The sequence below is a fragment of the Pseudomonas sp. NPDC012596 genome, assembly GCF_042902325.1.
Lineage (GTDB): Bacteria > Pseudomonadota > Gammaproteobacteria > Pseudomonadales > Pseudomonadaceae > Aquipseudomonas.
The window spans coordinates 108,529-131,659 of the sequence record NZ_JBIBEB010000015.1; the positions used below are offsets into that span (position 1 = coordinate 108,529).

General features: G+C 63.4%; 24 protein-coding genes. 16 read left to right on the forward strand and 8 right to left on the reverse strand.

The annotated features are described in order from the left end of the window. Positions 1 to 60: 60 nt before the first annotated feature. On the reverse strand, positions 61 to 516 hold the full coding sequence (locus tag ACFY68_RS18605; RefSeq protein WP_346614626.1) for a MaoC family dehydratase: 456 nt from the start codon (positions 514 to 516) through the stop codon (positions 61 to 63). 145 nt (positions 517 to 661) lie between these two features. Between ACFY68_RS18605 and ACFY68_RS18610 the strand changes: the two genes are divergently transcribed. Genes ACFY68_RS18610 through ACFY68_RS18620 form a run of 3 tightly spaced genes read left to right on the forward strand, consistent with a single transcriptional unit; the run spans position 662 to position 2,337 of the window. Beyond that, a complete protein-coding gene (locus tag ACFY68_RS18610) occupies positions 662 to 1,024 on the forward strand; it encodes a CidA/LrgA family protein (RefSeq protein WP_387530182.1) in 363 nt (120 codons plus the stop codon). Between the two features lie 2 nt (positions 1,025 to 1,026). Next, on the forward strand, positions 1,027 to 1,737 hold the full coding sequence (locus ACFY68_RS18615) for an LrgB family protein (protein ID WP_387530261.1): 711 nt from the start codon (positions 1,027 to 1,029) through the stop codon (positions 1,735 to 1,737). Between the two features lie 9 nt (positions 1,738 to 1,746). After that, positions 1,747 to 2,337 carry an LON peptidase substrate-binding domain-containing protein gene (locus tag ACFY68_RS18620; protein WP_387530185.1) on the forward strand — a complete coding sequence of 197 codons (591 nt, stop codon included), beginning with the start codon at positions 1,747 to 1,749 and terminating at the stop codon, positions 2,335 to 2,337. A gap of 130 nt (positions 2,338 to 2,467) precedes the next feature. Here the strand turns inward: ACFY68_RS18620 and ACFY68_RS18625 are convergent, their stop codons facing one another. Together ACFY68_RS18625 and ACFY68_RS18630 are read right to left on the reverse strand one after the other, a co-directional pair. Continuing rightward, a complete protein-coding gene (locus ACFY68_RS18625; protein WP_346614622.1) occupies positions 2,468 to 3,784 on the reverse strand; it encodes a bifunctional DedA family/phosphatase PAP2 family protein in 1,317 nt (438 codons plus the stop codon). Between the two features lie 3 nt (positions 3,785 to 3,787). After that, the gene (locus ACFY68_RS18630; protein ID WP_346614621.1) at positions 3,788 to 4,480 is read right to left on the reverse strand and encodes a DNA-3-methyladenine glycosylase; all 693 of its coding nucleotides are present in this window, start codon (positions 4,478 to 4,480) and stop codon (positions 3,788 to 3,790) included. Between the two features lie 204 nt (positions 4,481 to 4,684). On the opposite strand from ACFY68_RS18630, the gene ACFY68_RS18635 reads away from it, so the two are divergent. The 13 genes from ACFY68_RS18635 to ACFY68_RS18695 all read left to right on the forward strand — a co-directional run bounded on the left by ACFY68_RS18635 (position 4,685) and on the right by ACFY68_RS18695 (position 17,036). Beyond that, positions 4,685 to 5,956 (forward strand): glutamate-5-semialdehyde dehydrogenase, encoded by a 1,272-nt coding sequence (locus ACFY68_RS18635; RefSeq protein WP_387530189.1) that lies wholly within the window; start codon positions 4,685 to 4,687, stop codon positions 5,954 to 5,956. Between the two features lies 1 nt (position 5,957). Next, entirely contained in the window at positions 5,958 to 6,617 is a 660-nt protein-coding gene (gene nadD / locus ACFY68_RS18640; RefSeq protein ID WP_387530192.1) for a nicotinate-nucleotide adenylyltransferase, read from the forward strand. 45 nt (positions 6,618 to 6,662) lie between these two features. After that, positions 6,663 to 7,094: a ribosome silencing factor gene (gene rsfS, locus ACFY68_RS18645; RefSeq protein WP_346614618.1), complete on the forward strand. Its 432-nt coding sequence runs from the start codon at positions 6,663 to 6,665 to the stop codon at positions 7,092 to 7,094. A gap of 9 nt (positions 7,095 to 7,103) precedes the next feature. Then, positions 7,104 to 7,571, forward strand: a complete 468-nt coding sequence (gene rlmH / locus ACFY68_RS18650) for a 23S rRNA (pseudouridine(1915)-N(3))-methyltransferase RlmH (RefSeq protein WP_008090421.1) — start codon at positions 7,104 to 7,106, stop codon at positions 7,569 to 7,571. Between the two features lie 16 nt (positions 7,572 to 7,587). Then, on the forward strand, positions 7,588 to 9,477 hold the full coding sequence (gene mrdA, locus ACFY68_RS18655) for a penicillin-binding protein 2 (protein ID WP_346614617.1): 1,890 nt from the start codon (positions 7,588 to 7,590) through the stop codon (positions 9,475 to 9,477). A gap of 38 nt (positions 9,478 to 9,515) precedes the next feature. After that, positions 9,516 to 10,619 carry a rod shape-determining protein RodA gene (gene rodA / locus ACFY68_RS18660; protein WP_346614700.1) on the forward strand — a complete coding sequence of 368 codons (1,104 nt, stop codon included), beginning with the start codon at positions 9,516 to 9,518 and terminating at the stop codon, positions 10,617 to 10,619. Between the two features lie 17 nt (positions 10,620 to 10,636). Next, positions 10,637 to 11,647 (forward strand): lytic murein transglycosylase B, encoded by a 1,011-nt coding sequence (gene mltB, locus ACFY68_RS18665; RefSeq protein WP_346614616.1) that lies wholly within the window; start codon positions 10,637 to 10,639, stop codon positions 11,645 to 11,647. Beyond that, positions 11,647 to 12,651, forward strand: coding sequence for a septal ring lytic transglycosylase RlpA family protein (locus tag ACFY68_RS18670; RefSeq protein WP_387530199.1), 1,005 nt, complete (start codon positions 11,647 to 11,649; stop codon positions 12,649 to 12,651). The genes mltB and ACFY68_RS18670 overlap by 1 nt, the downstream gene beginning before the upstream one ends. Positions 12,652 to 12,832: 181 nt before the next feature. Beyond that, positions 12,833 to 13,993: a D-alanyl-D-alanine carboxypeptidase family protein gene (locus ACFY68_RS18675; RefSeq protein ID WP_346614614.1), complete on the forward strand. Its 1,161-nt coding sequence runs from the start codon at positions 12,833 to 12,835 to the stop codon at positions 13,991 to 13,993. 76 nt (positions 13,994 to 14,069) lie between these two features. Then, positions 14,070 to 14,345 (forward strand): DUF493 domain-containing protein, encoded by a 276-nt coding sequence (locus ACFY68_RS18680; RefSeq protein WP_346614613.1) that lies wholly within the window; start codon positions 14,070 to 14,072, stop codon positions 14,343 to 14,345. Further along, positions 14,345 to 14,992: a lipoyl(octanoyl) transferase LipB gene (gene lipB / locus ACFY68_RS18685; protein ID WP_346614612.1), complete on the forward strand. Its 648-nt coding sequence runs from the start codon at positions 14,345 to 14,347 to the stop codon at positions 14,990 to 14,992. The genes ACFY68_RS18680 and lipB overlap by 1 nt, the downstream gene beginning before the upstream one ends. A 2-nt stretch (positions 14,993 to 14,994) precedes the next feature. Continuing rightward, positions 14,995 to 16,011, forward strand: a complete 1,017-nt coding sequence (gene lipA / locus ACFY68_RS18690; protein ID WP_346614611.1) for a lipoyl synthase — start codon at positions 14,995 to 14,997, stop codon at positions 16,009 to 16,011. A gap of 86 nt (positions 16,012 to 16,097) precedes the next feature. Beyond that, entirely contained in the window at positions 16,098 to 17,036 is a 939-nt protein-coding gene (locus ACFY68_RS18695) for an LD-carboxypeptidase (protein ID WP_387530203.1), read from the forward strand. A 97-nt stretch (positions 17,037 to 17,133) separates the two neighbouring features. Here ACFY68_RS18695 and ACFY68_RS18700 read toward each other — a convergent pair whose 3' ends face one another. From ACFY68_RS18700 to leuS, 5 genes are all read right to left on the reverse strand, one after another. Further along, positions 17,134 to 18,450, reverse strand: coding sequence for a lytic murein transglycosylase (locus tag ACFY68_RS18700; protein WP_387530206.1), 1,317 nt, complete (start codon positions 18,448 to 18,450; stop codon positions 17,134 to 17,136). 60 nt (positions 18,451 to 18,510) lie between these two features. Continuing rightward, complete coding sequence (gene arfA, locus ACFY68_RS18705) at positions 18,511 to 18,675, reverse strand: alternative ribosome rescue factor ArfA (RefSeq protein WP_016501800.1); 165 nt, start codon at positions 18,673 to 18,675, stop codon at positions 18,511 to 18,513. A 90-nt stretch (positions 18,676 to 18,765) separates the two neighbouring features. Further along, positions 18,766 to 19,803, reverse strand: coding sequence for a DNA polymerase III subunit delta (gene holA / locus ACFY68_RS18710; RefSeq protein WP_387530209.1), 1,038 nt, complete (start codon positions 19,801 to 19,803; stop codon positions 18,766 to 18,768). 37 nt (positions 19,804 to 19,840) lie between these two features. Beyond that, complete coding sequence (gene lptE, locus ACFY68_RS18715; protein WP_387530211.1) at positions 19,841 to 20,446, reverse strand: LPS assembly lipoprotein LptE; 606 nt, start codon at positions 20,444 to 20,446, stop codon at positions 19,841 to 19,843. A gap of 61 nt (positions 20,447 to 20,507) precedes the next feature. Further along, the gene (leuS, locus tag ACFY68_RS18720; RefSeq protein WP_387530214.1) at positions 20,508 to 23,114 is read right to left on the reverse strand and encodes a leucine--tRNA ligase; all 2,607 of its coding nucleotides are present in this window, start codon (positions 23,112 to 23,114) and stop codon (positions 20,508 to 20,510) included. Positions 23,115 to 23,131 lie beyond the last annotated feature (17 nt).

The window sequence follows — 23,131 nt, forward strand, 5'->3', positions numbered from 1 at the left end:
CGCAGAATGGGGCTGATGAGACAGCCATGGTAGGGGGCCGCGTGGCGGCCCCGGGAACGCTTAGACGAAGCAGAGTGAAAGCGGCTCGGCGATGTAGGCAGGTTTCGCTTCGCCCTCGATCTCCAGGGTCACGGTGGCCTTCAGCAACCACTGCCCAGGCTTCTTCTCGGTCACTTCGCCCAGGTCTACCTTCAGCCGCACGTTGCTGTCGACTTTGACTGGCTGAATGAAGCGCACGCTGTCCAGCCCATAGTTGACCACCATCTTCAGGCCTTCAGGCAGCACGAGAATGTCTTCCATCAGCTTCGGGATCAGCGACAAGGTCAGAAAACCATGGGCAATGGTGCTGCCAAAGGGCGTTTTGGCGGCCTTTTCCGGGTCGACATGGATGAACTGGAAATCGCCGGTGGCCTCGGCGAACAGGTTGATGCGTTGCTGGTCGATCTTCAGCCATTCGGAACGTCCCAGTTCCTTTCCAACGTACTGCGCAAGCTCGGTAACAGGTACATAGGGCATCACGACTCTCCAAGGTTGTCATTTGGTACGAAGGTGCAAGATCAGCACGGTGAACAGTGAGAGTCAAGTTGCCAGCACCCAGGCGAATAGCCGCTTATAGCCGGCAGCATGCTTATAATGGCCAGCATGCTCGAAGGAGATCCTTATGCTGTTGCGTGGTTTGACCTGGCTGGTGCTGTTTCAGCTGCTGGGTACGGCGATGAACCATCTGATCGTACCGATTCTGCCTGGGCCGATCATTGGCCTGTTACTGCTGTTGATCTACCTCATGGCCCGCGGTGAGGTCGGCAAGCCGCTGAACGAGGCGGCCAGCAGCTTGTTGCGCTACCTGCCGCTGCTGCTGGTACCGCCTGCGGTGGGGGTGATGGTGTATGCCAAGGACATTGCGGCAGACTTCTGGGCCATTGCCGGGGCGCTGCTGATCTCCTGCCTGCTGACCTTGGTGTTTGTCGGTGTGCTGATGCAGAGGCTGATGCACCGCCAGGGCAAGCGCGAGGAGCAGCCATGAACCTGGATTGGCAAGGCGCCCTCGATGCGGTTGTCCACCATCCTCTATTCGGCATCGGCATCACGCTGGGTGCCTACCAGATTGTGCTGGCAGCCTATGAGAAGACGCGCTGGATTTTCCTTCAGCCGGTACTGGTGTCGATGGTACTGGTGATCGGGGTGTTGCTGGCCTGCGGTATCGATTACCGCGAGTACCGTAAAAGTACCGAAATCATGAACATCCTTCTCGGCCCCGCCACGGTGGCCTTGGCCGTGCCGCTCTACCTCAACCTGCGGCGCATCCGCCAGCTGTTCTGGCCGACATTTACTACGCTGGTAATCGGGGGCCTGTTCGCCACGGTCTGCTGCCTGGTGCTGGGCTGGTGGTTCGGCGCCGAGCACATGATCCTGATGACCATGGCACCCAAGTCGGTCACTTCGCCGATCGCCATGCTGGTGGCCGAGCAGATTGGTGGTGTTGCGGCGCTGGCGGCGGTATTCGTACTGATCACCGGGGTGATCGGGGCCATTTTTGGCCCGGCGCTGTTAAGCCGCTTTGGCGTGCACAGCCCCGAGGCGCGGGGTATGTCGTTGGGTGTGACGGCCCATGCCGTGGGCACCTCGGTGGCCCTGCAGGAAAGTGACGAGTGCGGCGCGTTTGCCGCGCTGGCGATGAGCCTGATGGGGGTGGCCACGGCGGTGTTCCTGCCGTTGGCGGTCAGCCTGGTGGCTTGAGGAGTTGTGATGACGCTACCGCTGTTTCCCCTCAATACCGTGCTGTTTCCCGGGTGCCTGCTGGATTTGCAGATCTTCGAGGCGCGCTACCTGGACATGATCAGCCGCTGCATGAAGCAAGGCACCGGCTTTGGCGTGGTGTGCATTGTCGAAGGCGAGCAGGTTGGCAAGGCGCCGCCTGTGGTTGCGTCAATCGGCTGTGAGGCGCTGATTCGTGATTTTGTCCAGCAGGACAATGGCCTGCTGGGCATCCGTGTGGAAGGTGTGCGGCGCTTCGAATTGAGCCAGACCGAGGTGCAGAAGGATCAGCTGCTGCTGGGCGAAGTGCACTGGCTGCCGGAGCAGGCAGATAGCCCGCTGACCGACCAGGATGACGACCTGCTGGCTTTGCTGGTGGCGCTAGGCGAGCACCCGATGGTCGAGGCGCTCGACATGCCCCGGGATGTCGATGGGCGCCAGGCGCTGGCCAACCAGTTGGCCTATCTGCTGCCCTTCATGGAGGAGGACAAGCTGGACCTGCTGGCGCTCGACTCGCCGTCGGAGCGGCTGGCCGAGATCCAGAAGCTGCTGGAGCGGATTCAAGGCGAATTGTTTGCCTGATTGATATGTGCTGCTTGTACCGGCCTCTTCGCGGGGCAGGCCCGCTCCCACCGGTTGGATTGGTGTCCAACTTTCCGGGGGCAGTCCACTGGTGTGGGCTTGCCCCGCCAAGGGGCCGGTACAGGCGCCATCAATACTGGTAACGCTCCAGCGCATGTGGCAGCGCATGCATGGCAAAGAACGCCAGTAGCGCTACACACGCCGGCACCACCAGCCACCACACCCGCAGCGGCAGTGCATTGAGCGGCTGGCGGTGCTGCACCAGCGTCAGGCTCACTGCGCACACGCAGCAGGCCAGCAAGGCGCCCGCCAGAATGTCGGTCGGCCAGTGCGCCCCCAGGTAGACCCGCGACAAGGCAATGGCCAGTGCCGGAATGCACCCCAGCAATATCCACGTCAGGCGCATACGCGGCGGTTGCCCGCGCCCAGCCAGCACCGCCATCACCAGAAAGAACGCAAACGACGCCGAACTGTGCCCGCTGGGCATGCTGTAGCTGGTCAACGGGTCGGTCAGCACCTCCGGCCGTGCTCGCGCAAACAGCCATTTCAGCGAGCCGTTGGCGATGGCCGTGCCCATCAGCGCACCCCCGGCGAACAGCGCATGGCGCCACTGACGGGCCAGCAGCAGCAGGCCGGTGAGCAACCCACCGAGGAAGAATTGGGTACGGAAATCACCCAGGCGGGTCACCAACACCACGGTACCGTCGATGGCCTGGCTGCGATGCTCCTGCACCAGGGTCATCACGCCCTGATCGAACTCGTGCAGAAACGGCCAGCCCAGAAACACCCCGGCCAACGCCAGGAAGCTCAGCCCGGCGATCAGCCGCGTGCCGTGGCGCTGGTCACGGATGCTGCTGTTCAGGCTCAAGCCGATCAGCACCGCAAGGGTGCCGGCGATGATGCCTGCGTCCAGCCAGAACCCTTCCGGCAAAGGCAGGCGCATGGCCGCGCCAGTGGCCCAGCCGGGCAATAGGTAAGCGACCGACCAGCCCGCACCGGCCAGCAGGCTGACCGCGATGAAGCGCGGCAGGGGCATGTCGAACATGCCCGCGACCATGGGCAGCATCGGCCGCAGTGGGCCGATGAAGCGGCCCACCAGCAGGCTGGCGATGCCGTAACGCTGGAAGTAGGTTTCAGCGCTGCCTATCCATTCCGGGTGGTGGCGCAGCAGCGGCAAGCGCCGGATGTTCTGGTGGAAGTACTTGCCTATCGTGTACGACAGGGCATCGCCGAGCAGGCCACCAAGGAACCCCAGCAGCAAGGTTTCGCCGAGTGAAAAGGTACCGCTGCCGGCCAGCACCGCTACGGCGAACAGCAACACCGTGCCCGGCACGATGATGCCGGCAATGGCCAGGCACTCGATGCAGGCCACCAGGAAAATCGCCACACCAAGCCACTGCGGGTTGGCGCTGAGCCAGCCGGTCAGGCTGTCGAGCCATTGGCCCATGTTTCAGCTTCCTTGTTCGAGAATGAAAAAGTCTTGCCCTTCGACTTGGCCCCGGCGTAGCGGGTTCCGCGTACAAAAGCGGGCGTATTCGGCGTCGACGAAACGGTACGGCAGGTGCTCGTCGCGGCCATGCGGGATGCCCAGGCGCGTAGCCTGGATGATCCGTGGCACGTCGATAGCGCAATCTTCGACGTACAGGCGTTCGGGGTCGAAGCGCTGGGCATCCCACTGCGGCACCTTCAGGCCCAGCGCCCGGCACAGCAGGGTCTGGCCGGCGCACAGGCGCTCGGCAGGGCGCAGGTTGCCGCTGGCGTCGGGGTTGTTCAGCTGCATCTGCGCCAGGCTGTTGGCATCGGAGATGGCGTCCACCCACGGGAAGGCGGATTTGATCAGCACGGCATTGCCAGGGCCGTGGGCGCTGAAGTTCAGCGAATCGCCACCCCGGGCGTAGTACATGTAGATGTGCCCGCCATCGAGGAACAGCGCCTTGCGTTTCTCCGTATAGCCCAACGACGCGTGGCTGCCCTTGTCGCTGAGGTAATAGGCCTCGGTCTCGATGATCCGAGCGGCCAGCCACAGGTCGCCATGGCGATGGCGGATGACCTTGCCCAGCAGGGCCCTGGCCAGGGTCTGGGCGTCACGGTCGAAGAAACTGTCGGGCAGGGCGCGGGCAGGGCAGGGGGTGGTATCTGGCATGCTGGCGATTCGTCGTGGTGAAGGCGCGGATGATAGCAACGAATGGCTTAATCGAGGCTGAACCAAGACACTTCGATAAGTGCCGTTACATCTTTCCTACAGATTCTCGTCGGCCATTTTCTACCATCCGCCACCCGCCGCTGGGCGTATACCTGCGCGACAGTTATAATCAGCCGATTTCCCCTTCGCCAAGACACCGAACCCATGACTGAGTCCGTTCTTGACTATATGACCCGTTTGGGTCGCGCTGCTCGCCAGGCCTCCCGGGTGATCGCGCGTGCCAGCACCGCGCAGAAAAACCGCGCCCTGCAGGCCGCCGCCAACGCCTTGGACGCTGCGCGTGCCGAGCTTACCGCAGCCAACGAACTGGATTTGGCCGCCGGCCGTGCCAATGGCCTGGAGCCAGCACTGCTCGACCGTCTGGCCCTGACCCCGGCGCGCATCGACGGCATGATCACCGGCCTGCGCCAGGTGGCCAGCCTGCCAGACCCGGTCGGCGCCATCCGCGACATGAGCTATCGCCCGTCGGGTATCCAGGTCGGCAAGATGCGCGTGCCACTGGGGGTGATCGGGATTATCTACGAGTCGCGCCCGAACGTGACCATCGATGCCGCCAGCCTGTGCCTGAAGTCGGGCAACGCCACCATCCTGCGTGGCGGCTCCGAGGCCATCCACTCCAACCGTGCCATCGCCACCTGCATTCAGCGTGGCCTGGCCGAGGCCGGCCTGCCGGCAGCGGTCGTGCAAGTGGTCGAGACCACCGATCGTGAGGCAGTAGGCGCGCTGATCAGCATGCCCGAGTTCGTCGATGTCATCGTCCCGCGCGGTGGCCGTGGCCTGATCGAGCGCATCAGCCGCGATGCCCGCGTGCCCGTGATCAAGCACCTGGACGGCATCTGCCATGTCTACGTTGCCGAACACGCCGATCTGGACAAGGCCTGGCGCGTGGCTTTCAACGCCAAGACCTACCGCTATGGTATTTGCGGCGCCATGGAAACCCTGCTGGTCGACCAGCGCGTCGCCGATGGCTTCCTGCCGGAAATGGCTCGCCGCTTCCAGGAAAAGGGCGTGGAACTGCGTGGTTGTGAGCGTACCCGTGCATTGGTCGATGCCAAGCCGGCCAGTGAAGACGACTGGCACACCGAGTACCTCGACGCCATCCTGTCGATTCGTGTGGTCGACGGCCTGGACCAGGCCATCGAGCACATCAACCAATATGGCTCGCACCATACCGATTCGATCATCACCGAACACCAGGGCCAGGCCCGTCAGTTCATGGCCGAGGTCGACTCGGCATCGGTGATGCTCAATACCCCGACCTGCTTTGCCGATGGCTTCGAATACGGCTTGGGTGCGGAAATCGGCATTTCCACCGACAAGCTGCACGCCCGCGGCCCGGTTGGCCTCGAAGGCCTGACCTGCGAGAAGTACGTGGTGATCGGTGACGGCCAGCTGCGTGGCCAGGAGTCCTGCTGAGTTGAGCAAGGCCCAGGCAGTCCGGCGCATCGGCATTCTTGGCGGTACGTTCGACCCCGTGCACATCGGCCACCTGCGCAGCGCGCTGGAAGTGGCCGAGTACATGGCGCTCGACGAGCTGCGCCTGTTGCCCAATGCCCGCCCGCCGCACCGCGACACCCCGCAGGTGTCGGCACAGGATCGCCTGGCCATGGTGCGCGAGGCGGTGCAGGGCGTCGACCGCCTGAGCGTGGATGCCCGCGAGCTGGAGCGAGACAAGCCGTCATATACCATCGACACGCTGGAATCGATCCGCGCCGAACTGGGCGCTAACGACCAGCTGTATCTGCTGTTGGGCTGGGACGCCTTCTGTGGCCTGCCTGGCTGGCATCGATGGGAAGAACTGCTGCAACACTGTCACATCCTGGTGCTGCAACGCCCGGATGCGGACGTAGAACCCCCTGACGAGCTGCGCAACCTGCTGGCTGCGCGCTCCGAGAGCGATCCCACCGCCATGTCCGGCCCGGCGGGGAATATTTCGTTCGTCTGGCAGACGCCGCTTGCGGTGTCGGCTACACAGATCCGACAGCTGCTGGCCAGCGGCAGATCGGTGAGGTTCCTGGTGCCGGACGCCGTACTGGCCTACATCGAGGCACACGAACTGTATCGTGTGCCTAACTGACGGCGCCCCGTGGGCGCCTCATCCAACGAGTTGAACGAGTTTTATATGAGCAAGCAGAAAACCAATGGCATCAGCGGCGAAGCACTGGTCAAGCTGACCATCAGCGCTCTGGAAGACGTCAAGGCCCAGGACATCCAGGTCATCGACGTTCGCGAAAAGCACAGCCTGACCGACTACATGATCATTGCCACCGGTACCTCGAACCGCCAGATCAACGCGATGCTGGAAAAGGTCCGTGAGGCGGTGAAGAAAGAAGGCGCACAGCCGCTGGGCGAAGAAGGCAAAGGCGACAGCGACTGGGTGCTGCTGGACCTGAACGACGTCATCGTGCACATGATGACCGCCGCTGCCCGCCAGTTCTACGACCTGGAACGCCTGTGGCTGGGTGCCGAGCAGAGCCGTGCCGCCGATGCCAAGCATCACAGCCCTGAAAACGCCAGCGACTACTTCACCGACAAGCTCAAAGACCGGGAATAAGGAAGCGTCGTGCGTCTGCGCCTGATCGCGGTCGGCTCGCGTATGCCCAAGTGGGTCGAGGAAGGCTGGCATGAATATGCCAAGCGCCTGCCCCAGGAGCTGTCGCTGGAGCTGGTGGAAATCCCGCTGAACACCCGTGGCAAGAATGCCGACGTCGCCCGCCTGATTCGTCAGGAGGGTGAGGCCATGCTGAGCAAAGTTCAGCCTGGGGAACGCATCGTCACCCTCGAGGTCCATGGCAAGCCCTGGAGTACCGAGCAGCTGGCGACCGAGCTGGACCGCTGGCGCCTGGACTCGCGCACGGTGAATTTGATGGTGGGCGGCCCGGAAGGGCTGGCGCCTGAGGTCTGCGCGCGCGCCGAGCAGCGCTGGTCGCTGTCGCCGCTTACCTTGCCGCACCCGTTGGTAAGGATACTCATCGGCGAGCAGATCTATCGCGCCTGGACTGTCTTGTCCGGGCACCCTTACCACAAATGAGCCTGTAAGCAGTCCGATGTCGCAGCCGATCCGTCTCAAGGACCACGAGAAAGACGCCCGCCTGGTGCGTAACCGCGTCGTGGTCGGCGCTGTGGCGATCATGCTGCTCATCTGCGTGCTGATTGCGCGGCTGTATTACCTGCAGATCATCCAGTACGACTATCACTCGACGCTGTCGGAGAACAACCGGGTGCACGTGCAGCCGATTCCGCCCACGCGCGGGCTGATCTTCGACCGCAACGGGGTGATCATCGCCGATAACCGGCCCAGCTTCAGCCTATCCATGACCCGTGAACGTGCGGGTAACTGGCAGGAAGTGCTGGACAATATCGTCGAAGTGTTGGAGCTGACGCCAGACGATCGCGCACTCTTCGAAAAACGCATGAGGCAGGGGCGGCGGCCATTCGAGCCGGTGCCGATCCTGTTCGAGCTGAACGAGGAGCAGATCGCCCGCGTGGCGGTCAACCAGTTCCGCCTGCCCGGTGTGGAGGTGGTCGCCCAGTTGGTCCGGCACTACCCGCAAGGTGCGCATTTTGCCCATTCGGTGGGCTATGTGGGGCGCATCAACGAGAAAGAGCTGAAAGTGCTCGACCCGGTGAACTACAGCGGCACGCACCACATCGGCAAGACCGGTATCGAGCGTTTCTACGAAGACGACCTGCATGGCCAGGTCGGCTATGAAGAAGTCGAGACCAATGCCCGCGGCCGCGTGTTGCGGGTGCTCAAGCGCACCGACCCGAAGCCCGGCAAGGACATCGTGCTGAGCCTCGACATCAAGCTGCAGGAAGCCGCAGAGGCCGCCCTGGGTGGCCGCCGTGGTGCAGTGGTGGCGCTCGACCCGCGCACCGGCGAGGTGCTGGCGATGGTCAGCCAGCCAAGCTTCGACCCTAACCTGTTCGTCACCGGCATCGGCTTCAAGGCTTATGCCGAGTTGCGTGACTCGATTGATCGGCCGCTGTTCAACCGGGTGTTGCGCGGGCTGTATCCGCCAGGCTCGACCATCAAGCCAGCGGTGGCCATCGCCGGCCTGGACAGTGGTGTGGTCAACGCCGGGAGCCGGGTGTTCGACCCAGGCTATTACCAGTTGCCCAACTACGATCACAAGTACCGTAACTGGAACCGCAGCGGTGATGGCTGGGTCGACCTGGACACCGCGATCATGCGCTCCAATGACACCTACTTCTACGATCTTGCCCACAAGATGGGTATTGATCGGCTGTCCGGCTACATGAACAAGTTCGGCATCGGCCAGAAGGTCGCGCTCGACATGTTCGAAGAATCGGCCGGGCTGATGCCATCGCGCGAATGGAAGCGTGCCACCCGCCGCCAGGCATGGTTCCCGGGTGAAACGCTGATCCTCGGTATCGGCCAGGGCTACATGCAGGCCACGCCGTTGCAGTTGGCCCAGGCCACTGCGCTGATTGCCAACAAAGGCGTGTGGAACCGCCCGCACCTGGCCAGGACCATCGAAGGTCAGCCCCCGGTGGACCCGAACCCCATGGAAAACATCGTGCTGCGTGACAAGTCCGATTGGGCCAAGGTCACCCACGGCATGGAGCAGGTGATGCACAACGCCCGTGGTACCGCGCGCAAGGCTGCGGCCGGCGCGCAATACCGCATCGCCGGCAAGAGCGGTACCGCCCAGGTGGTGGCAATCAAGCAAGGCGAGAAGTACGACCGCAACAAACTTCAGGAGCGCCACCGCGACCACGCGTTGTTCGTCGCCTTCGCCCCGGCCGACGATCCGAAGATCGTGGTCTCGGTGATGGTCGAGAACGGTGAGTCCGGCTCCGGCGTTGCCGCCCCCGTGGTGCGGCAGATCATGGACGCCTGGCTGCTCGACGAGCATGGCCGGCTGAAGTCCGAATTCGCTCCTGCCACCGTCGCCCAGGAAACGGCCCCGTGATGAACAATTTCGATCGCATGCTCTCCAGCGAGGACGTGATGCGTCGACGCGCCAGCTTCCTGCAGCGCATCCACATCGACGGCCCCTTGCTGGTCATTCTGCTGACCCTCGCGGCCGGCAGCCTGTTCGTGCTCTATTCGGCCAGCGGCAAGAACTGGGACCTGTTGCTCAAACAGGCCACCTCGTTCGGCCTCGGCCTGGTGTCGATGTTCGTCATCGCCCAGCTCGAACCGCGCTTCATGGCCCGCTGGGTGCCGCTTGCGTACCTTGCCGGGGTATTGCTGCTGGTCGTGGTGGACGTCATGGGCCATAACGCCATGGGCGCTACACGCTGGATCAACATCCCCGGGGTGATCCGCTTCCAGCCCTCGGAGTTCATGAAGATCATCATGCCGGCGACCATCGCCTGGTACCTGTCCAAGCGCACTTTGCCGCCGCAGCTCAAGCACGTGGCGATCAGCCTGGTGCTGATCGGAGTGCCGTTCATTCTCATCGTCCGCCAGCCAGACCTGGGCACGGCGCTGCTGATTCTGGCTTCGGGTGCGTTCGTGCTGTTCATGGGCGGGTTGCGCTGGCGCTGGATCCTCAGCGTGCTGGCGGCGGCAGTCCCGGTGGCGGTGGCCATGTGGTTCTTCGTCATGCACGACTACCAGAAGCAGCGGGTACTGACCTTCCTCGACCCGGAAAGCGACCCGCTGGGCACCGGTTGGAACATCATCCAGTCCAAGGCGGCAATCGGCTCGGGCGGGGTGTTCGGCAAGGGCTGGCTGCTGGGCACCCAGTCGCACCTGGACTTCCTCCCGGAAAGCCACACCGACTTCATCATCGCCGTGCTCGGCGAGGAGTTCGGCCTGGTCGGCATCTGCCTGCTGCTGATTGTCTACCTGCTGCTGATTGGCCGCGGCCTGATGATCACCGCGCAAGCGCAGACCCTGTTCGGCAAGCTGCTGGCAGGCAGCCTGACCATGACTTTCTTTGTATATGTGTTCGTCAATATCGGTATGGTCAGCGGCCTTCTGCCCGTGGTGGGCGTGCCGCTGCCCTTCATTAGTTATGGCGGAACTTCGTTGGTGACGCTGCTGTCAGCGTTTGGCGTTCTAATGTCGATCCACACGCACCGCAAATGGATCGCCCAGGTTTGAATAAGGTGAAGAATTTCATGCAAGCAGTGCGTAACTGGGCTGCCCGTTGTGCGCCGTGGATCGGTGCGGTGGGCCTGTTCGGCGCTGTCCAGCAGGCTCACGCCGGTGATTATGACGGCTCGCCGCAAGTGGCCGAGTTCGTCGGCGAGATGAGCCGCGACTACGGCTTTGCCAGCGAGCAGTTGATGGGCGTGTTCCGCGAGGTACAACGCAAGCAATCGATCCTCGACGCTATTTCGCGTCCGGCCGAACGGGTAAAACCGTGGAAGGAATACCGGCCGATGTTCATCACCGACGCGCGCATCGCCCGCGGTGTGGACTTCTGGCGCCAGCACGAAGCGGTGCTGGCCCGCGCTGAGCAGGCCTACGGCGTACCGGCGCAGTACATTGTCGCGATCATCGGTGTGGAAACCTTCTTTGGCCGTAACACGGGCAATTACCGGGTGATCGACGCGCTGTCGACCCTGGGCTTCGACTACCCGCCGCGTGCCGAATTCTTCCGCAAGGAACTGCGCGAGTACCTGCTGCTGGCGCGCGACGAGCAGCTTGACCCGCTGACCCTCAAAGGTTCTTACGCCGGGGCTATGGGCCTGCCGCAGTTCATGCCGAGCAGTTTCCGCAACTACGCGGTGGACTTCGACGGCGACGGCCACATCAATATCTGGAACAACCCGGACGATGCCATCGGCAGCGTCGCCAGCTATTTCCAGCGCCATGGCTGGGTAGCCGGGCAGGGCGTGGTCAGCCGCGCCCAGGTCACGGGTAACCGGGCCGACGAAGGCCTGACCACCGGCATCGAGCCGGTGAAGACCGTCGGGGAGTTGCGAGCGCTGGGCTGGTCGAGCCATGATGCGCTGCGCGATGATCTGCCGGTTACCGCCTTCCGCCTGGAGGGCGACAACGGCCCGGAATACTGGATGGGCCTGAAGAACTTCTACGCGATCACTCGCTACAACCGCAGCGTGATGTATGCCATGGCGGTGCATCAGCTCGCGCAACAGCTGGTCCAAGTACGGGGCGTCAAGTAATGCGCGCAATCATCTCTGCCAATAGCTTCAAGCTGCTGACCTGCATGGCGGTCGGCATGTTGCTGGTCAGCTGCTCTTCCAGTCGCCCGACCACCCCCAAGCAAAGCGGCAATACCGTCCGTGCTCAGCCCGGGCTGGACATCAACCGTGCCCACAAGGACGGTGCGCCCTGGTGGGACGTGGATGTGAACAAGATCCCCGACGCCACACCGACCGTGCATACCGGCAATTACAAGGCCAACCCGTACACGGTGCTGGGCAAGACCTACTACCCGATGCAGGACTCGCGCAACTACCGCGCCGAGGGTACGGCGTCCTGGTACGGCACCAAGTTCCACGGGCAGAACACTGCCAATGGCGAGCTGTACGACCTGTATGGCATGAGCGCAGCGCACAAGACCCTGCCACTGCCGGCCTACGTGCGGGTGACCAATTTGGCCAACGGGCGCAGCGTGGTGCTGCGGGTCAATGACCGCGGCCCGTTCTATTCCGACCGCATCATCGACTTGTCCTACGCGGCGGCGAAGAAGCTCGGCTATGCCGAGATCGGCACCGCGCACGTACGGGTCGAAGGTATCGACCCGCAACAATGGTGGGCCCAGAAAGGCCAGCAACCGCCGTTGATGCTCAAGGAGCCTCAGGCCACCCAACCCCAGGCGATTGCCGCCAACACCGGGCGCGTCGAGCAATGGACACCGCCGCCGCAGCAGCACGCAGCGCCTGTGGTGCCGGTGCAGGTCGGGGGCAACAATGTGCCAGCGGGCGGTGGGGGCAACTTCCTGCAGGTGGGCGCCTTTGCCAACCCGGACGCCGCCGAGTTGCTGCGTTCGAAACTGAGCACCATGGTCAGTGCCCCGGTGTTCATCAGCTCCATCGTGCGCAACCAGCAGACCCTGCACCGCGTACGCCTGGGGCCGATCAACAGCCAGGGCGAGATCCAGCAGGCGCAGGACAGCATTCGCCTGGCGAACCTTGGCCAGGCCAAGTTGGTCACAGCTGACTGACCTGTCTGTTTTGTCATGAATTGCTGGGCGCGGGCATGTACAATGTCCGCTTTTGCCCGCAGCGACATAAAGCCGCACTTTGCAGGCTCGGCCCAAGGCCGCAAAAACTAGACTGACTGGCGCTGGGCACACGACGTGGCCCAGGGAACATCTCAGACCATTAGCGATTTTCGAGAGACGGATGAACATCACCAACCTTGCCAAACGACTTTGCCTGCCTGTACTGCTGCTGATCACGCCTGTCGCCTTCGCGGCAGAGCAGATGATGCCTGCACCTCCGCAATTGGCAGCCAAGTCCTACGTACTCATGGACGCGTCCAGCGGCAACGTGCTGGTCGAGAACAATGGTGACGAGCGCCTGCCGCCGGCCAGCTTGACCAAGCTGATGACCGCCTACATCGCCACCCTGGACATCCGCCGTGGCCAGATCGGCGAGAACGACCCGGTTACCGTCAGCGAGAACGCCTGGCGTACCGGCGGTTCGCGCATGTTCATCAAGGTTGGCAGCCAGGTGACCGTCAGCGACCTGCTGCACGGCATCATCATCCAGTCGGGCAACGATGCATCGGTCGCCCTGGCCGAGCACATCGCCGGCAGCGAAGACGCCTTTGCCGACATGATGAACAAGACTGCGGCCGACCTGGGCATGTCCAACAGCCACTTCATGAACCCCACTGGCCTGCCGAACCCGGAGCATTACTCCTCGGCCCACGACATGGCCTCGCTGGCGCGCGCGATCATCAACGTCGACCCGGCGCACTACGCGATCTACTCGCAGAAAGAGTTCTTCTGGAACAACATCAAGCAGCCGAACCGCAACCTGCTGCTGTGGCGTGACAAGACGGTCGATGGCCTGAAAACCGGCCACACCGACGAAGCCGGCTACTGTATGGTCGCTTCGGCCGTGCGTGACGGCCAGCGCCTGATCGCCGTGGTGTTCGGCACCAACAGCGAACAATCGCGTGCTGCCGAGACCCAGAAGCTGCTGACCTACGGTTTCCGCTTCTTCGAAACCCAGACCTTCTACCAGAAGGGCACCGAGCTGGCTCAGGCTCCGGTCTGGAAAGGCGCCACCAGCATCGTCAAGGCTGGCCTGGCTGACGACCTGACCATGACTATGCCTAAAGGCCAATTGAAGCGCCTGCAGGCTTCGATGACCATGAACCCGCAGCTCACCGCACCGATCGCCAAAGGTGACGTGATCGGCAAAGTGGAAGTCAAACTGGATGAGAACGTGGTTCACAGCGCCGACCTGATCGCCCTCGATGGCGTCGAGGAAGGTGGTTTCATCCGTCGTATGTGGGATAGCATCCGTCTATTCTTCTACGGGTTGTTCAACTGATAACGTGACCTGCCACGCCCCCGCTGATCGTTGCGGGGGCGTTGTTGTTGCCACGGCTTACGAGGCCGTTTCCGCCATGAGCGAACCTGACGTCAAGTCGCACAAAATCGAATTCCCTTGCGCCGATTACCCGATCAAGGTCATCGGCGATACCGTTGTCGGCTTCAAGGACACGGTGATCGAGATTCTCAGCAAGCACGCCAAGGTCGACCTTGCCACGCTGGCCGAGCGCCAGAGCAAGGAAGGCAAGTACACCACTGTGCAGCTGCACATCGTTGCCACCAGCGAAGACCAGCTGCACGACATCAACAGTGCCCTGCGCGCGACCGGCATCGTGAAAATGGTGCTTTGATGTCCCTTTGTCTCGGTTTTCGCGATCTTGGCCTGCAGCCCTATGAACCGGTGCTGCAAGCCATGCGTCGCTTCACCGAGCAGCGTAGCCCCGACAGCCAGGACGAAATCTGGCTGGTCGAGCACCCCGCGGTCTTCACCCAGGGCCAGGCCGGTAAGGCCGAGCACCTGCTGGTGCCGGGCGACATTCCGGTGGTGCAGACCGACCGTGGCGGCCAGGTGACCTACCACGGCCCCGGGCAACTGGTGGCCTACCTGTTGCTGGACGTGCGCCGCCTGGGCTTTGGCGTGCGCGAACTGGTCAGCCGCATCGAGCAGACACTCATCGAGCTGCTCGCCAGCTACGGTGTCACTGCTGCGGCCAAGCCCGATGCGCCGGGTGTCTATGTCGATGGAGCGAAAATCGCCTCCCTCGGCCTGCGAATCCGCAACGGCCGTTGCTTCCACGGCCTTGCTCTGAATGTGGACATGGACCTTGCTCCATTCCGCCGAATCAACCCCTGTGGGTATGCGGGGCTGGCCATGACCCAGCTGCGTGACCTGGCAGGCCCGATCGAACTCGACGAGGTCAGGACAAGGCTGCGCGGACAGCTGGTCAAGCACCTCGACTATGCTGAGCAGACGACCCTGACGGGCGGAATCGACTGAATATGACAACTGTGCAAGAAGCCGTGCCGAACCTGATACCTACCCAGGATGCCACCCCGCGCCCAGCGCCGAAGAAGGTGGAAGCTGGGGTCAAGCTGCGTGGCGCCGACAAGGTGGCGCGCATCCCGGTGAAGATCATCCCCACCGATGAACTGCCAAAGAAGCCCGACTGGATCCGCGTGCGCATCCCGGTTTCCCCTGAGGTTGACCGCATCAAGCAGCTGCTGCGCAAGCACAAGCTGCACAGCGTGTGCGAAGAGGCGTCCTGCCCGAACCTGGGCGAATGCTTCTCCGGTGGCACCGCAACCTTCATGATCATGGGTGACATCTGCACCCGTCGCTGCCCGTTCTGCGACGTCGGCCACGGCCGACCGAAGCCACTGGACGTGGACGAGCCGAAGAACCTGGCCGTGGCCATTGCCGACCTGCGCCTGAAGTACGTGGTGATCACTTCGGTGGACCGCGACGACCTGCGTGACGGGGGTGCCCAGCACTTCGCCGACTGCATCCGCGAAATTCGCGCGCTGTCGCCGGGCGTGCAGTTGGAAACCCTGGTGCCGGACTACCGCGGCCGCATGGACGTGGCGCTGGAGATCACCGCGCAAGAGCCGCCGGATGTCTTCAACCACAACCTCGAAACCGTACCGCGCCTTTACAAGGCTGCGCGCCCGGGTTCGGACTACGATTGGTCGCTGGACCTGCTGCAGAAGTTCAAGCAGCTGGTCCCGCACGTGCCGACCAAGTCGGGCCTGATGCTCGGCCTGGGTGAAACCGACGAGGAAGTGATCGAGGTGATGCACCGCATGCGCGAGCATGACATCGACATGCTGACCCTCGGCCAGTACCTGCAGCCTTCGCGCAGCCACTTGCCGGTGCAGCGCTTTGTGCACCCGGACACCTTCGCCTGGTTCGCCGAGGAAGGTTACAAGATGGGCTTCAAGAACGTCGCTTCGGGCCCGTTGGTGCGCTCGTCCTACCACGCCGACCAGCAGGCTCACGAAGCCAAGATCAAGCTCTGATCCTGGTTTGAGCTACCCATGCCGATGCGCGCCGAAAGGTGGCATCGGCATTTTTGTTTGTGTGCCATGCGCTGCAAGGAGTTGCGATGAATTGCGCCGAAACCTTTGAATCCCGCCTTCCTGCTGCAGTGCCGGGCAATGCCTGCTTTGCCATCGTCGCCCCAGCCGGCCCAGCCCGGCTGGACGCACAAAAGGCCAGCCAGTGGTTCGCCGAGCGTGGCTACCGCTGCCGTATCTACCCAGGCGTGGAGCAGGCCCAGGGCTACCTGGCAGGCTCCGATCAGCAACGCGTGCAGGACCTGCACGACGCCTTCGCAGACCCGGCGATCGACGCGATCCTGTGCATGCGCGGTGGTTACGGCAGCATGCGCCTGCTCGACAGGCTCGACTTCGGCCTGATCCGGCGCAACCCCAAGCCGCTGATCGGCTACAGCGACATTACCGCGTTGCACATGGCCATCTACCGCAAAACCGGTTTGGTCACGTTCCACGGGGCCATGCTCAATGCCGACTTGCTCGGCGCCAAGCTCGCGCCGACCGAGTCTTCGCTGGTGGCACAGTTGAGTGGGGCGTTAGCGGCGGGGGATACGCTTGTTCATCCCGCCGAGTTCCCCTTGAGCAGCGTGGTGCCGGGTGTTGCAAGGGGGCGTCTGCTGGGCGGCAACTTGTCGATCCTGGGCGCTACCATGGGTACGCTGGCCGAAATCGATACGCAGGGCTGCATCCTGTTCATCGAGGACGTTAACGAGCCGCTTTATCGGGTGGACCGCTTGCTGACCCAGTTGCGCCTTGCTGGCAAGCTGGCGGGCGTGAAGGGGGTGCTTGTGGGGGATTTTGCCGGGATTACCGTGGCGGCGTTGACGCCATTGTTGCACGACATCTTCGGGCCGCTGGGTGTGCCGGTGCTAGCCGGGTGGCGCAGTGGGCATTGTGATCCGAATGTGTGTTTGCCGATGGGGGCTGAGGTGGTGCTGGACAGCGAGGCGCAGAGCCTGGTGTTGGCGCAGGATTTGTTCAAGGCTTGAGAGGGTTGGGGCCGCTTTGCGGCCCATCGCCGGCAAGCCAGCTCCTACAAGGCTTGCGCTACGCCTGTGGGAACCGGCTTGCCGGCCACTCCCAGCATTACTGTTGGCGCAGGCTATCGAGCAGCTTGTGCGTGGGGTACCCATCTGCTGGCCAGCCCAGCCCCTGCTGCGCATTGCGGATGGCCTTGCGGGTATTGGCTCCGATGATGCCATCCGGGTTGCCCGCCTGGTGCCCGCTGGCATTGAGCAGGTTCTGCAACTCCATGCGCTCGCTGCGGCTCAGCGGCAGGTCTTCCTTCGGCCAGCTGCCGGCAATGAAGCCCCAGCCCGAGAAGCGGTCCCCCAGCAAGCTTACGGCCAGGGCATAGGACGACGAGTTGTTGTACTTGAGGATGGCGCGGAAGTTGTCCAGCACCAGAAACGCCGGGCCACGGGCGCCTGCCGGCAGCAGCAGTGCAGCAGAGAGCTGGTTGCTGTTGGCGGGCAGCTGTGTGCCTGCCGGTAGCTTCACACCCATCTGCAGCCATTCGCTGACAGGCTTGCGCAGCGAGCCGTCGGCCAGCCAGTAGTCGAAACCTGCCGGTACCTGTACCTCGAAGCCCCAAGGCTGACCGCGTTTCCAGCCGGAGCTCTGCAGGTAGTGGGCCGTGGACGCCAGGGCGTCCGGCGTGCTGTTCCAGATGTCGCGACGGCCATCGCCGTCGAAGTCCACCGCATGGGTGTTGTAGGTGGTCGGGATGAACTGGGTCTGGCCCATGGCGCCGGCCCACGAGCCACGCATGGCCTCGGGCTGGATATCGCCGTGCTGGATGATCTGCAGGGCGGCGATCAGCTGGTCTTGGGCGAACTGCGGCCGGCGGCCTTCGTAGGCCAGCGTGGCCAGCGAGCGGATCACCGACTTGCTGCCCTGGAACTGGCCAAAATTACTCTCCATGCCCCACACCGAAACCAGTACCTGGCGGTCAACGCCATAACGCTGCTCCAGGCGGGTCAGCAGTTCAGCATTCTGCTCGAGCAGCTTTTTGCCGTTACGCACCCGCAGCGGCGACAACGCGCCTTCGAGGTACTCCCACACGGGCCGGGTGAATTCGGGCTGGCTGCGGTCGGCCTTGATCACGTCCATGTCCGGCGTGACGCCGAGGAACGCGCGGTCGAAGGTGCTTGCCGAAATGCCGGCTTGCAAGGCTTGTTCACGGAAGCCGGCCTGCCACTGTGCAAAGGTTTGCAGCGGCTGGATTTCAGTACTGACGTCGGTCGTGGCGCTGGGCAGGGTGACTGCTGGCGCGGGCTGGGCGGGGGCCAGCGGCAGGGCGTCGGCGGCGGTGGGTTTTTCCGCGCAGGCGACGAGCAGGATGAAGCTGGAGGCCGCGATCAGCTGGCGGGATTTCCAACGAGGGAGAAGACTGAAGAGCATGCACAGATCCAGAATTTCAGGTCAGGTGCCGACCATACCATGCCTGCGCTTTCGATGCTTTCATGCGGCCAAAAAGTAAGAAGCCTCCCAATCTCTCGATTGGAAGGCTTCGCGGCGGTAGCTGCCTTTGCCCTTGTCCGGTTGTTCCTGGCGGCAGCGGAACAGTGGCTGGGCGACGATGGATTTGGCCTTGTTGGGGCCGTGCTTTTTCGGCTTTTTGCTCATGGCGAGGTTCCCGTTGGGGTGGAGTGCGGGTGGACTCTAGGCCTGAGGGGAGGGGGAGGGCCAATTGATTGTGTGTATGGCCCTCGGCGCTTACTCCGCAGGCAGCGCCAGGCGCTGGCCGGCCATGAGCAGCGACAGCCGCGATAGCCCGGTCCACGGCGACCCCTCAGCCTGCCCTTTGATTTGTGCGTCGATACGTTGGGCATCCTGCAGCAACTGTGCCCAGCGCTGCGCCGAAAGGCGCTGCAGGGCTTTGCTGACCAGCGGCCGGCGTTTGTCCCACACCGGTGGGCGGGCCTGGCTGAACGCCTTGTCCAGCGGCACACCCTGGCTGAACTGCTGCGCCAGCCCGGCCAGCAGGCGCAGTTCACGGGCCAGTGCCCAGAGAATCACCGGTGGCTCCACCCCTTCACCGCGCAGGCCTTCGAGCATGCGCAGGGCATGTGCGGCCTCGCCATTGAGGATGGCATCGACCAGGCCGAAGACATCGAAGCGCGCACTGTCGGCAACAGCCGACTGTACGGTTTCGACGGTGATCTGGTTGCCCTCGGCAAGCAGCTTGAGCTTTTCGATTTCTTGCGCTGCGGCCAGCAGGTTGCCTTCGACCCGCGCGGCGATCAGGTCGACCGCGTCGCGCTGGGCCGAAAGACCTGCTTGCGCCAAGCGTTGGTTGATCCATTGCGGCAACTGCTGGGCATCCACCGGCCAGATCTGGATGAACTGGCAGTGGGCGCCTTCGATCAGGGCCTTGCCCCACTTGGTCTTCTGCGCGCTGCCATCGAGCTTGGGCAGGCTGACCAACAGCAAGGTGTCTTCGGCGGGGTTGGCGCAGTACTCCATCAAGGCTGCGGCGCCTTTGTCACCGGGCTTGCCCGAGGGCAGGCGCAGCTCCAGCAGGCGGCGCTGGGCGAACAGCGACAGGCTGGCACCGGCCTGGAGCAGGGTGCCCCAGTCGAAGTTGGCGTCGGCGCTGAACACCTGGCGCTCGTCGAAACCTTGCTGACGCGCCGTATTACGGATGGCGTCGGCAGCTTCCTGACACAGCAGCGGGTCGTCGCCGCTGACCACGTAGACCGGGGCCAAGGCGCCTTGCAGGTGCTTGTTGAGTTGGGCGGGGGCGAGTTTCATGGGAAACAGGCGGGGCACCGGGGTGCCCCGCGCGGGCTTAGTTGCCCGGGATTTCCAGTGGCGACTGCTGCGGCGTTTCCGCCTGCTGGCGGCGCGCGGCTTCCAGCGCGTCGGCTTCGGCCTTGGCGCGTTCGTCGGCCTTGCGCTGCAGCTCGTCAAGCTGCGTCGGGGTCAGGTTCTGCAGGCGCGCCATCATCGACTGCACCAGTTCGCGGCGCATTTCCACGCGGGCCTGGCTGGCTTCCTGGTCGGAGCCGGTGATATTGCCACCGTCACGCACGTAGATCTTGCGCACTTCAACTTTGTCGCTCAGCAGCTCCAGGTTGTTCAGGCCCAGGATGCTGTAGTTGAGCGTGGTGGTCAGCTCGTATTCGGCCGTACGGCTGCCGCCGCTGTAACTCGCCGAGCGCTGGTTTTCCTGCTCGTTGGTCAGCTCCAGGCGATAAGGTGCGCCGGTGTGAACGTTGACGCCGCTACGCTCCAGAGCCTGGCGCAGCTGGACAACGGTCTGGCCGTAGGCGTTGCGTGCGCCGACGTCCATCTCCTTGACGCTGAGTTCGTTGGTGCCGGTGCCGCGCAGCTGGAAACCGCAGGCGCTGAGCATTACGGCCAGGCCCATTACCAGCAGATTGCGTTTGATCATGTTGTAGCTCCCTTGTGGGCCGATACCGCCCACCTGCACTGGCTGCAGGTGGGCGTTGCCATCAGTTGGCGACGATGTTGACCAGCTTGCCCGGTACCACGATGACCTTGCGGATGGTCAGGCCATCGATGAAGCGCAGGACGTTTTCGTTGCTGCGGGCGGCGGCTTCGACTTCTTCGCGGCTGGCAGCGGCCGGCATCTCTACCTGGCCACGCAGTTTACCGTTGACCTGAACCACCAGGGTAATGGTGTCCTGCACCAGCGCTTGTTCATCCACGCTTGGCCAAGCGGCATCGATCACCGAGCCTGCGTGGCCCAGTTGCTGCCACAGCTCATGGCTGATGTGCGGGGTGATCGGGGCCAGCAGCAGGGTTACGGCTTCCAGGCCTTCCTGCAGCAGGGCACGGTCTTGCTCGGTGGCCTGCGGGGCCTTCTCCAGCACGTTCATCACGGTCATCACCTGGGCGATGGCGGTGTTGAACTTGTGGTACTGGCCGATATCGGTACTGGCCTGCTTGATGGCGGCATGGATGGCACGGCGGACGACCTTCTGTTCGTCGCTCAGTGCAGCGGTGTCCAGCTTGCCCGGCAGCCCTTGGCTGACGTGGCCCTGGGCCAGGCGCCAGACCCGGCGCAGGAAGCGGCTGGCACCCTCGACGCCGGAATCGGACCATTCCAGGCTCATGTCGGGCGGCGAAGCGAACATCATGAACAGGCGGCAGGTGTCGGCGCCGTAGGCTTCGATCATCGACTGCGGGTCGACGCCGTTGTTCTTCGACTTAGACATCTTCTCGGTGCCGCCGATTTCCACCGGCAGGCCGTCGGTCTTCAGGCGTGCGCCAATGATCTTGGCCTTGGCATCGCGCTCGATTTCGACGTCGGCCGGGTTGAACCAGTCCTTGCCGCCATTGCTGGCAACGCGGTAGTAGGTCTCGGCGACCACCATGCCCTGGGTCAGCAGGTTCTTGAAGGGCTCGTTGGAGGTGACCAGGCCTTCGTCACGCATCAACTTGTGGAAGAAACGCGCGTACAGCAGGTGCAGGATCGCGTGCTCGATGCCGCCGATGTACTGATCGACCGGCAACCAGTGGTTGGCGGCTTTCGGGTCGACCAGGCCCTGGTCATAGTTGGGCGAGGCGTAGCGGGCGAAATACCAGGACGATTCCACGAAGGTGTCCATGGTGTCGGTTTCGCGCTTGGCCGCGGTGCCACATTTAGGGCAGGTGCACGCGTAGAACTCAGGCATGCGCGCCAGTGGCGAACCGGCGCCGTCCGGCACCACGTTCTCGGGCAGGGTGACCGGCAGCTGGTCTTCCGGTACCGGCACGTCTCCGCAGGACGGGCAGTGGATGATCGGGATCGGGCAGCCCCAGTAGCGCTGGCGGCTGATACCCCAGTCGCGCAGGCGGAACTGAGTGCGCGATTTGCCCAGGTCCTTGCGGATCAGCGCGGCTTCGATGGCGTCGAAGGCGCCAGCGAAGTCCAGGCCGTCGAATTCGCCGGAGTTGATCAACTGGCCATGCTCGCCGTAGGCAGCCTGCCACTCGCTGCTGACTTCATCGCCAGCGCTGGTGCGCACCACGGCCTTGACCGGCAGGTTGTACTTGTGAGCGAACTCGAAGTCGCGCTCGTCGTGGGCCGGCACGGCCATCACGGCGCCGTCGCCGTAGTGCATCAGCACGTAGTTGGCGACCCACACTGGCAGCTTCTCGCCGGTCAGCGGGTGCTCGACCAGCAGGGAAGTGGCCATGCCCTTCTTCTCCTGGGTGGCCATGTCGGCTTCGGCGACGCTGCCGCTCTTGCACTCGTCGATAAACGCCTGCAGCGCCGGGTTGCCCTGGGCGGCCTGAGTAGCCAGTGGGTGTTCGGCGGCGACGGCAACGTAGGTTGCGCCCATCAGGGTGTCTGGACGGGTAGTGAAGACCTTGAGGGTGCCTTCGTGGCCGATGCTCGCCTGGTCGTAAGGGAACTGCACTTCCATGCCGCGCGACTTGCCGATCCAGTTGCGCTGCATGGTCTTGACCTGTTCAGGCCAGCCCGGCAGCTCGTCGAGGCTTTCCAGCAGCTCGTCGGCGTAGTCAGTGATGCGGAAGTAGTACATCGGGATTTCGCGCTTTTCGATCAGCGCGCCGGAACGCCAGCCGCGGCCATCGATGACCTGCTCGTTGGCGAGCACGGTCTGGTCGGCCGGGTCCCAGTTCACGGTACCGTTCTTGCGGTAGATGATGCCTTTTTCGAACAGGCGGGTGAACAGCCACTGTTCCCAGCGGTAGTAGTCCGGCTTGCAGGTGGTGACTTCACGTGCCCAATCGATGGCCAGGCCCAGGCTCTTGAGCTGGGTCTTCATGTAGTCGATGTTTTCGTATGTCCACTTGGCCGGGGCGACGTTGTTTTTCATCGCCGCGTTTTCCGCAGGCATGCCGAAGGCGTCCCAGCCCATCGGCTGCAGGACGTTTTTGCCCAGCATGCGCTGGTAGCGGGCAATCACGTCGCCGATGGTGTAGTTGCGAACGTGGCCCATGTGTAGCTTGCCGCTCGGGTACGGGAACATCGATAGGCAATAGTAGGTGTCTTTGCCTGGCTGTTCGGTAACAGCGAACGACTGTTGCTCGTCCCAGAAATGCTGGGCGGCGGCTTCGATATCACGGGGCGTGTATTGTTCGTGCATGGCTACTTTTGGCTGAG

What these genes read in the sequence shown, in the direction of transcription:
- ACFY68_RS18675 (WP_346614614.1), top strand. Translation starts at nt 12,833, where the DNA reads ATGAACATCACCAACCTTGCCAAACGACTTTGCCTGCCTGTACTGCTG.
- ACFY68_RS18625 (WP_346614622.1), bottom strand. Translation starts at nt 3,784, where the DNA reads ATGGGCCAATGGCTCGACAGCCTGACCGGCTGGCTCAGCGCCAACCCG.
- ACFY68_RS18680 (WP_346614613.1), top strand. Translation starts at nt 14,070, where the DNA reads ATGAGCGAACCTGACGTCAAGTCGCACAAAATCGAATTCCCTTGCGCC.
- mrdA (WP_346614617.1), top strand. Translation starts at nt 7,588, where the DNA reads ATGTCGCAGCCGATCCGTCTCAAGGACCACGAGAAAGACGCCCGCCTG.
- ACFY68_RS18630 (WP_346614621.1), bottom strand. Translation starts at nt 4,480, where the DNA reads ATGCCAGATACCACCCCCTGCCCTGCCCGCGCCCTGCCCGACAGTTTC.
- ACFY68_RS18605 (WP_346614626.1), bottom strand. Translation starts at nt 516, where the DNA reads ATGCCCTATGTACCTGTTACCGAGCTTGCGCAGTACGTTGGAAAGGAA.
- ACFY68_RS18620 (WP_387530185.1), top strand. Translation starts at nt 1,747, where the DNA reads ATGACGCTACCGCTGTTTCCCCTCAATACCGTGCTGTTTCCCGGGTGC.
- ACFY68_RS18700 (WP_387530206.1), bottom strand. Translation starts at nt 18,450, where the DNA reads ATGCTCTTCAGTCTTCTCCCTCGTTGGAAATCCCGCCAGCTGATCGCG.
- lipA (WP_346614611.1), top strand. Translation starts at nt 14,995, where the DNA reads ATGACAACTGTGCAAGAAGCCGTGCCGAACCTGATACCTACCCAGGAT.
- rodA (WP_346614700.1), top strand. Translation starts at nt 9,516, where the DNA reads ATGCGTCGACGCGCCAGCTTCCTGCAGCGCATCCACATCGACGGCCCC.
- rsfS (WP_346614618.1), top strand. Translation starts at nt 6,663, where the DNA reads ATGAGCAAGCAGAAAACCAATGGCATCAGCGGCGAAGCACTGGTCAAG.
- lptE (WP_387530211.1), bottom strand. Translation starts at nt 20,446, where the DNA reads ATGATCAAACGCAATCTGCTGGTAATGGGCCTGGCCGTAATGCTCAGC.
- holA (WP_387530209.1), bottom strand. Translation starts at nt 19,803, where the DNA reads ATGAAACTCGCCCCCGCCCAACTCAACAAGCACCTGCAAGGCGCCTTG.
- lipB (WP_346614612.1), top strand. Translation starts at nt 14,345, where the DNA reads ATGTCCCTTTGTCTCGGTTTTCGCGATCTTGGCCTGCAGCCCTATGAA.
- ACFY68_RS18695 (WP_387530203.1), top strand. Translation starts at nt 16,098, where the DNA reads ATGAATTGCGCCGAAACCTTTGAATCCCGCCTTCCTGCTGCAGTGCCG.
- arfA (WP_016501800.1), bottom strand. Translation starts at nt 18,675, where the DNA reads ATGAGCAAAAAGCCGAAAAAGCACGGCCCCAACAAGGCCAAATCCATC.
- leuS (WP_387530214.1), bottom strand. Translation starts at nt 23,114, where the DNA reads ATGCACGAACAATACACGCCCCGTGATATCGAAGCCGCCGCCCAGCAT.
- ACFY68_RS18610 (WP_387530182.1), top strand. Translation starts at nt 662, where the DNA reads ATGCTGTTGCGTGGTTTGACCTGGCTGGTGCTGTTTCAGCTGCTGGGT.
- ACFY68_RS18635 (WP_387530189.1), top strand. Translation starts at nt 4,685, where the DNA reads ATGACTGAGTCCGTTCTTGACTATATGACCCGTTTGGGTCGCGCTGCT.
- mltB (WP_346614616.1), top strand. Translation starts at nt 10,637, where the DNA reads ATGCAAGCAGTGCGTAACTGGGCTGCCCGTTGTGCGCCGTGGATCGGT.
- ACFY68_RS18670 (WP_387530199.1), top strand. Translation starts at nt 11,647, where the DNA reads ATGCGCGCAATCATCTCTGCCAATAGCTTCAAGCTGCTGACCTGCATG.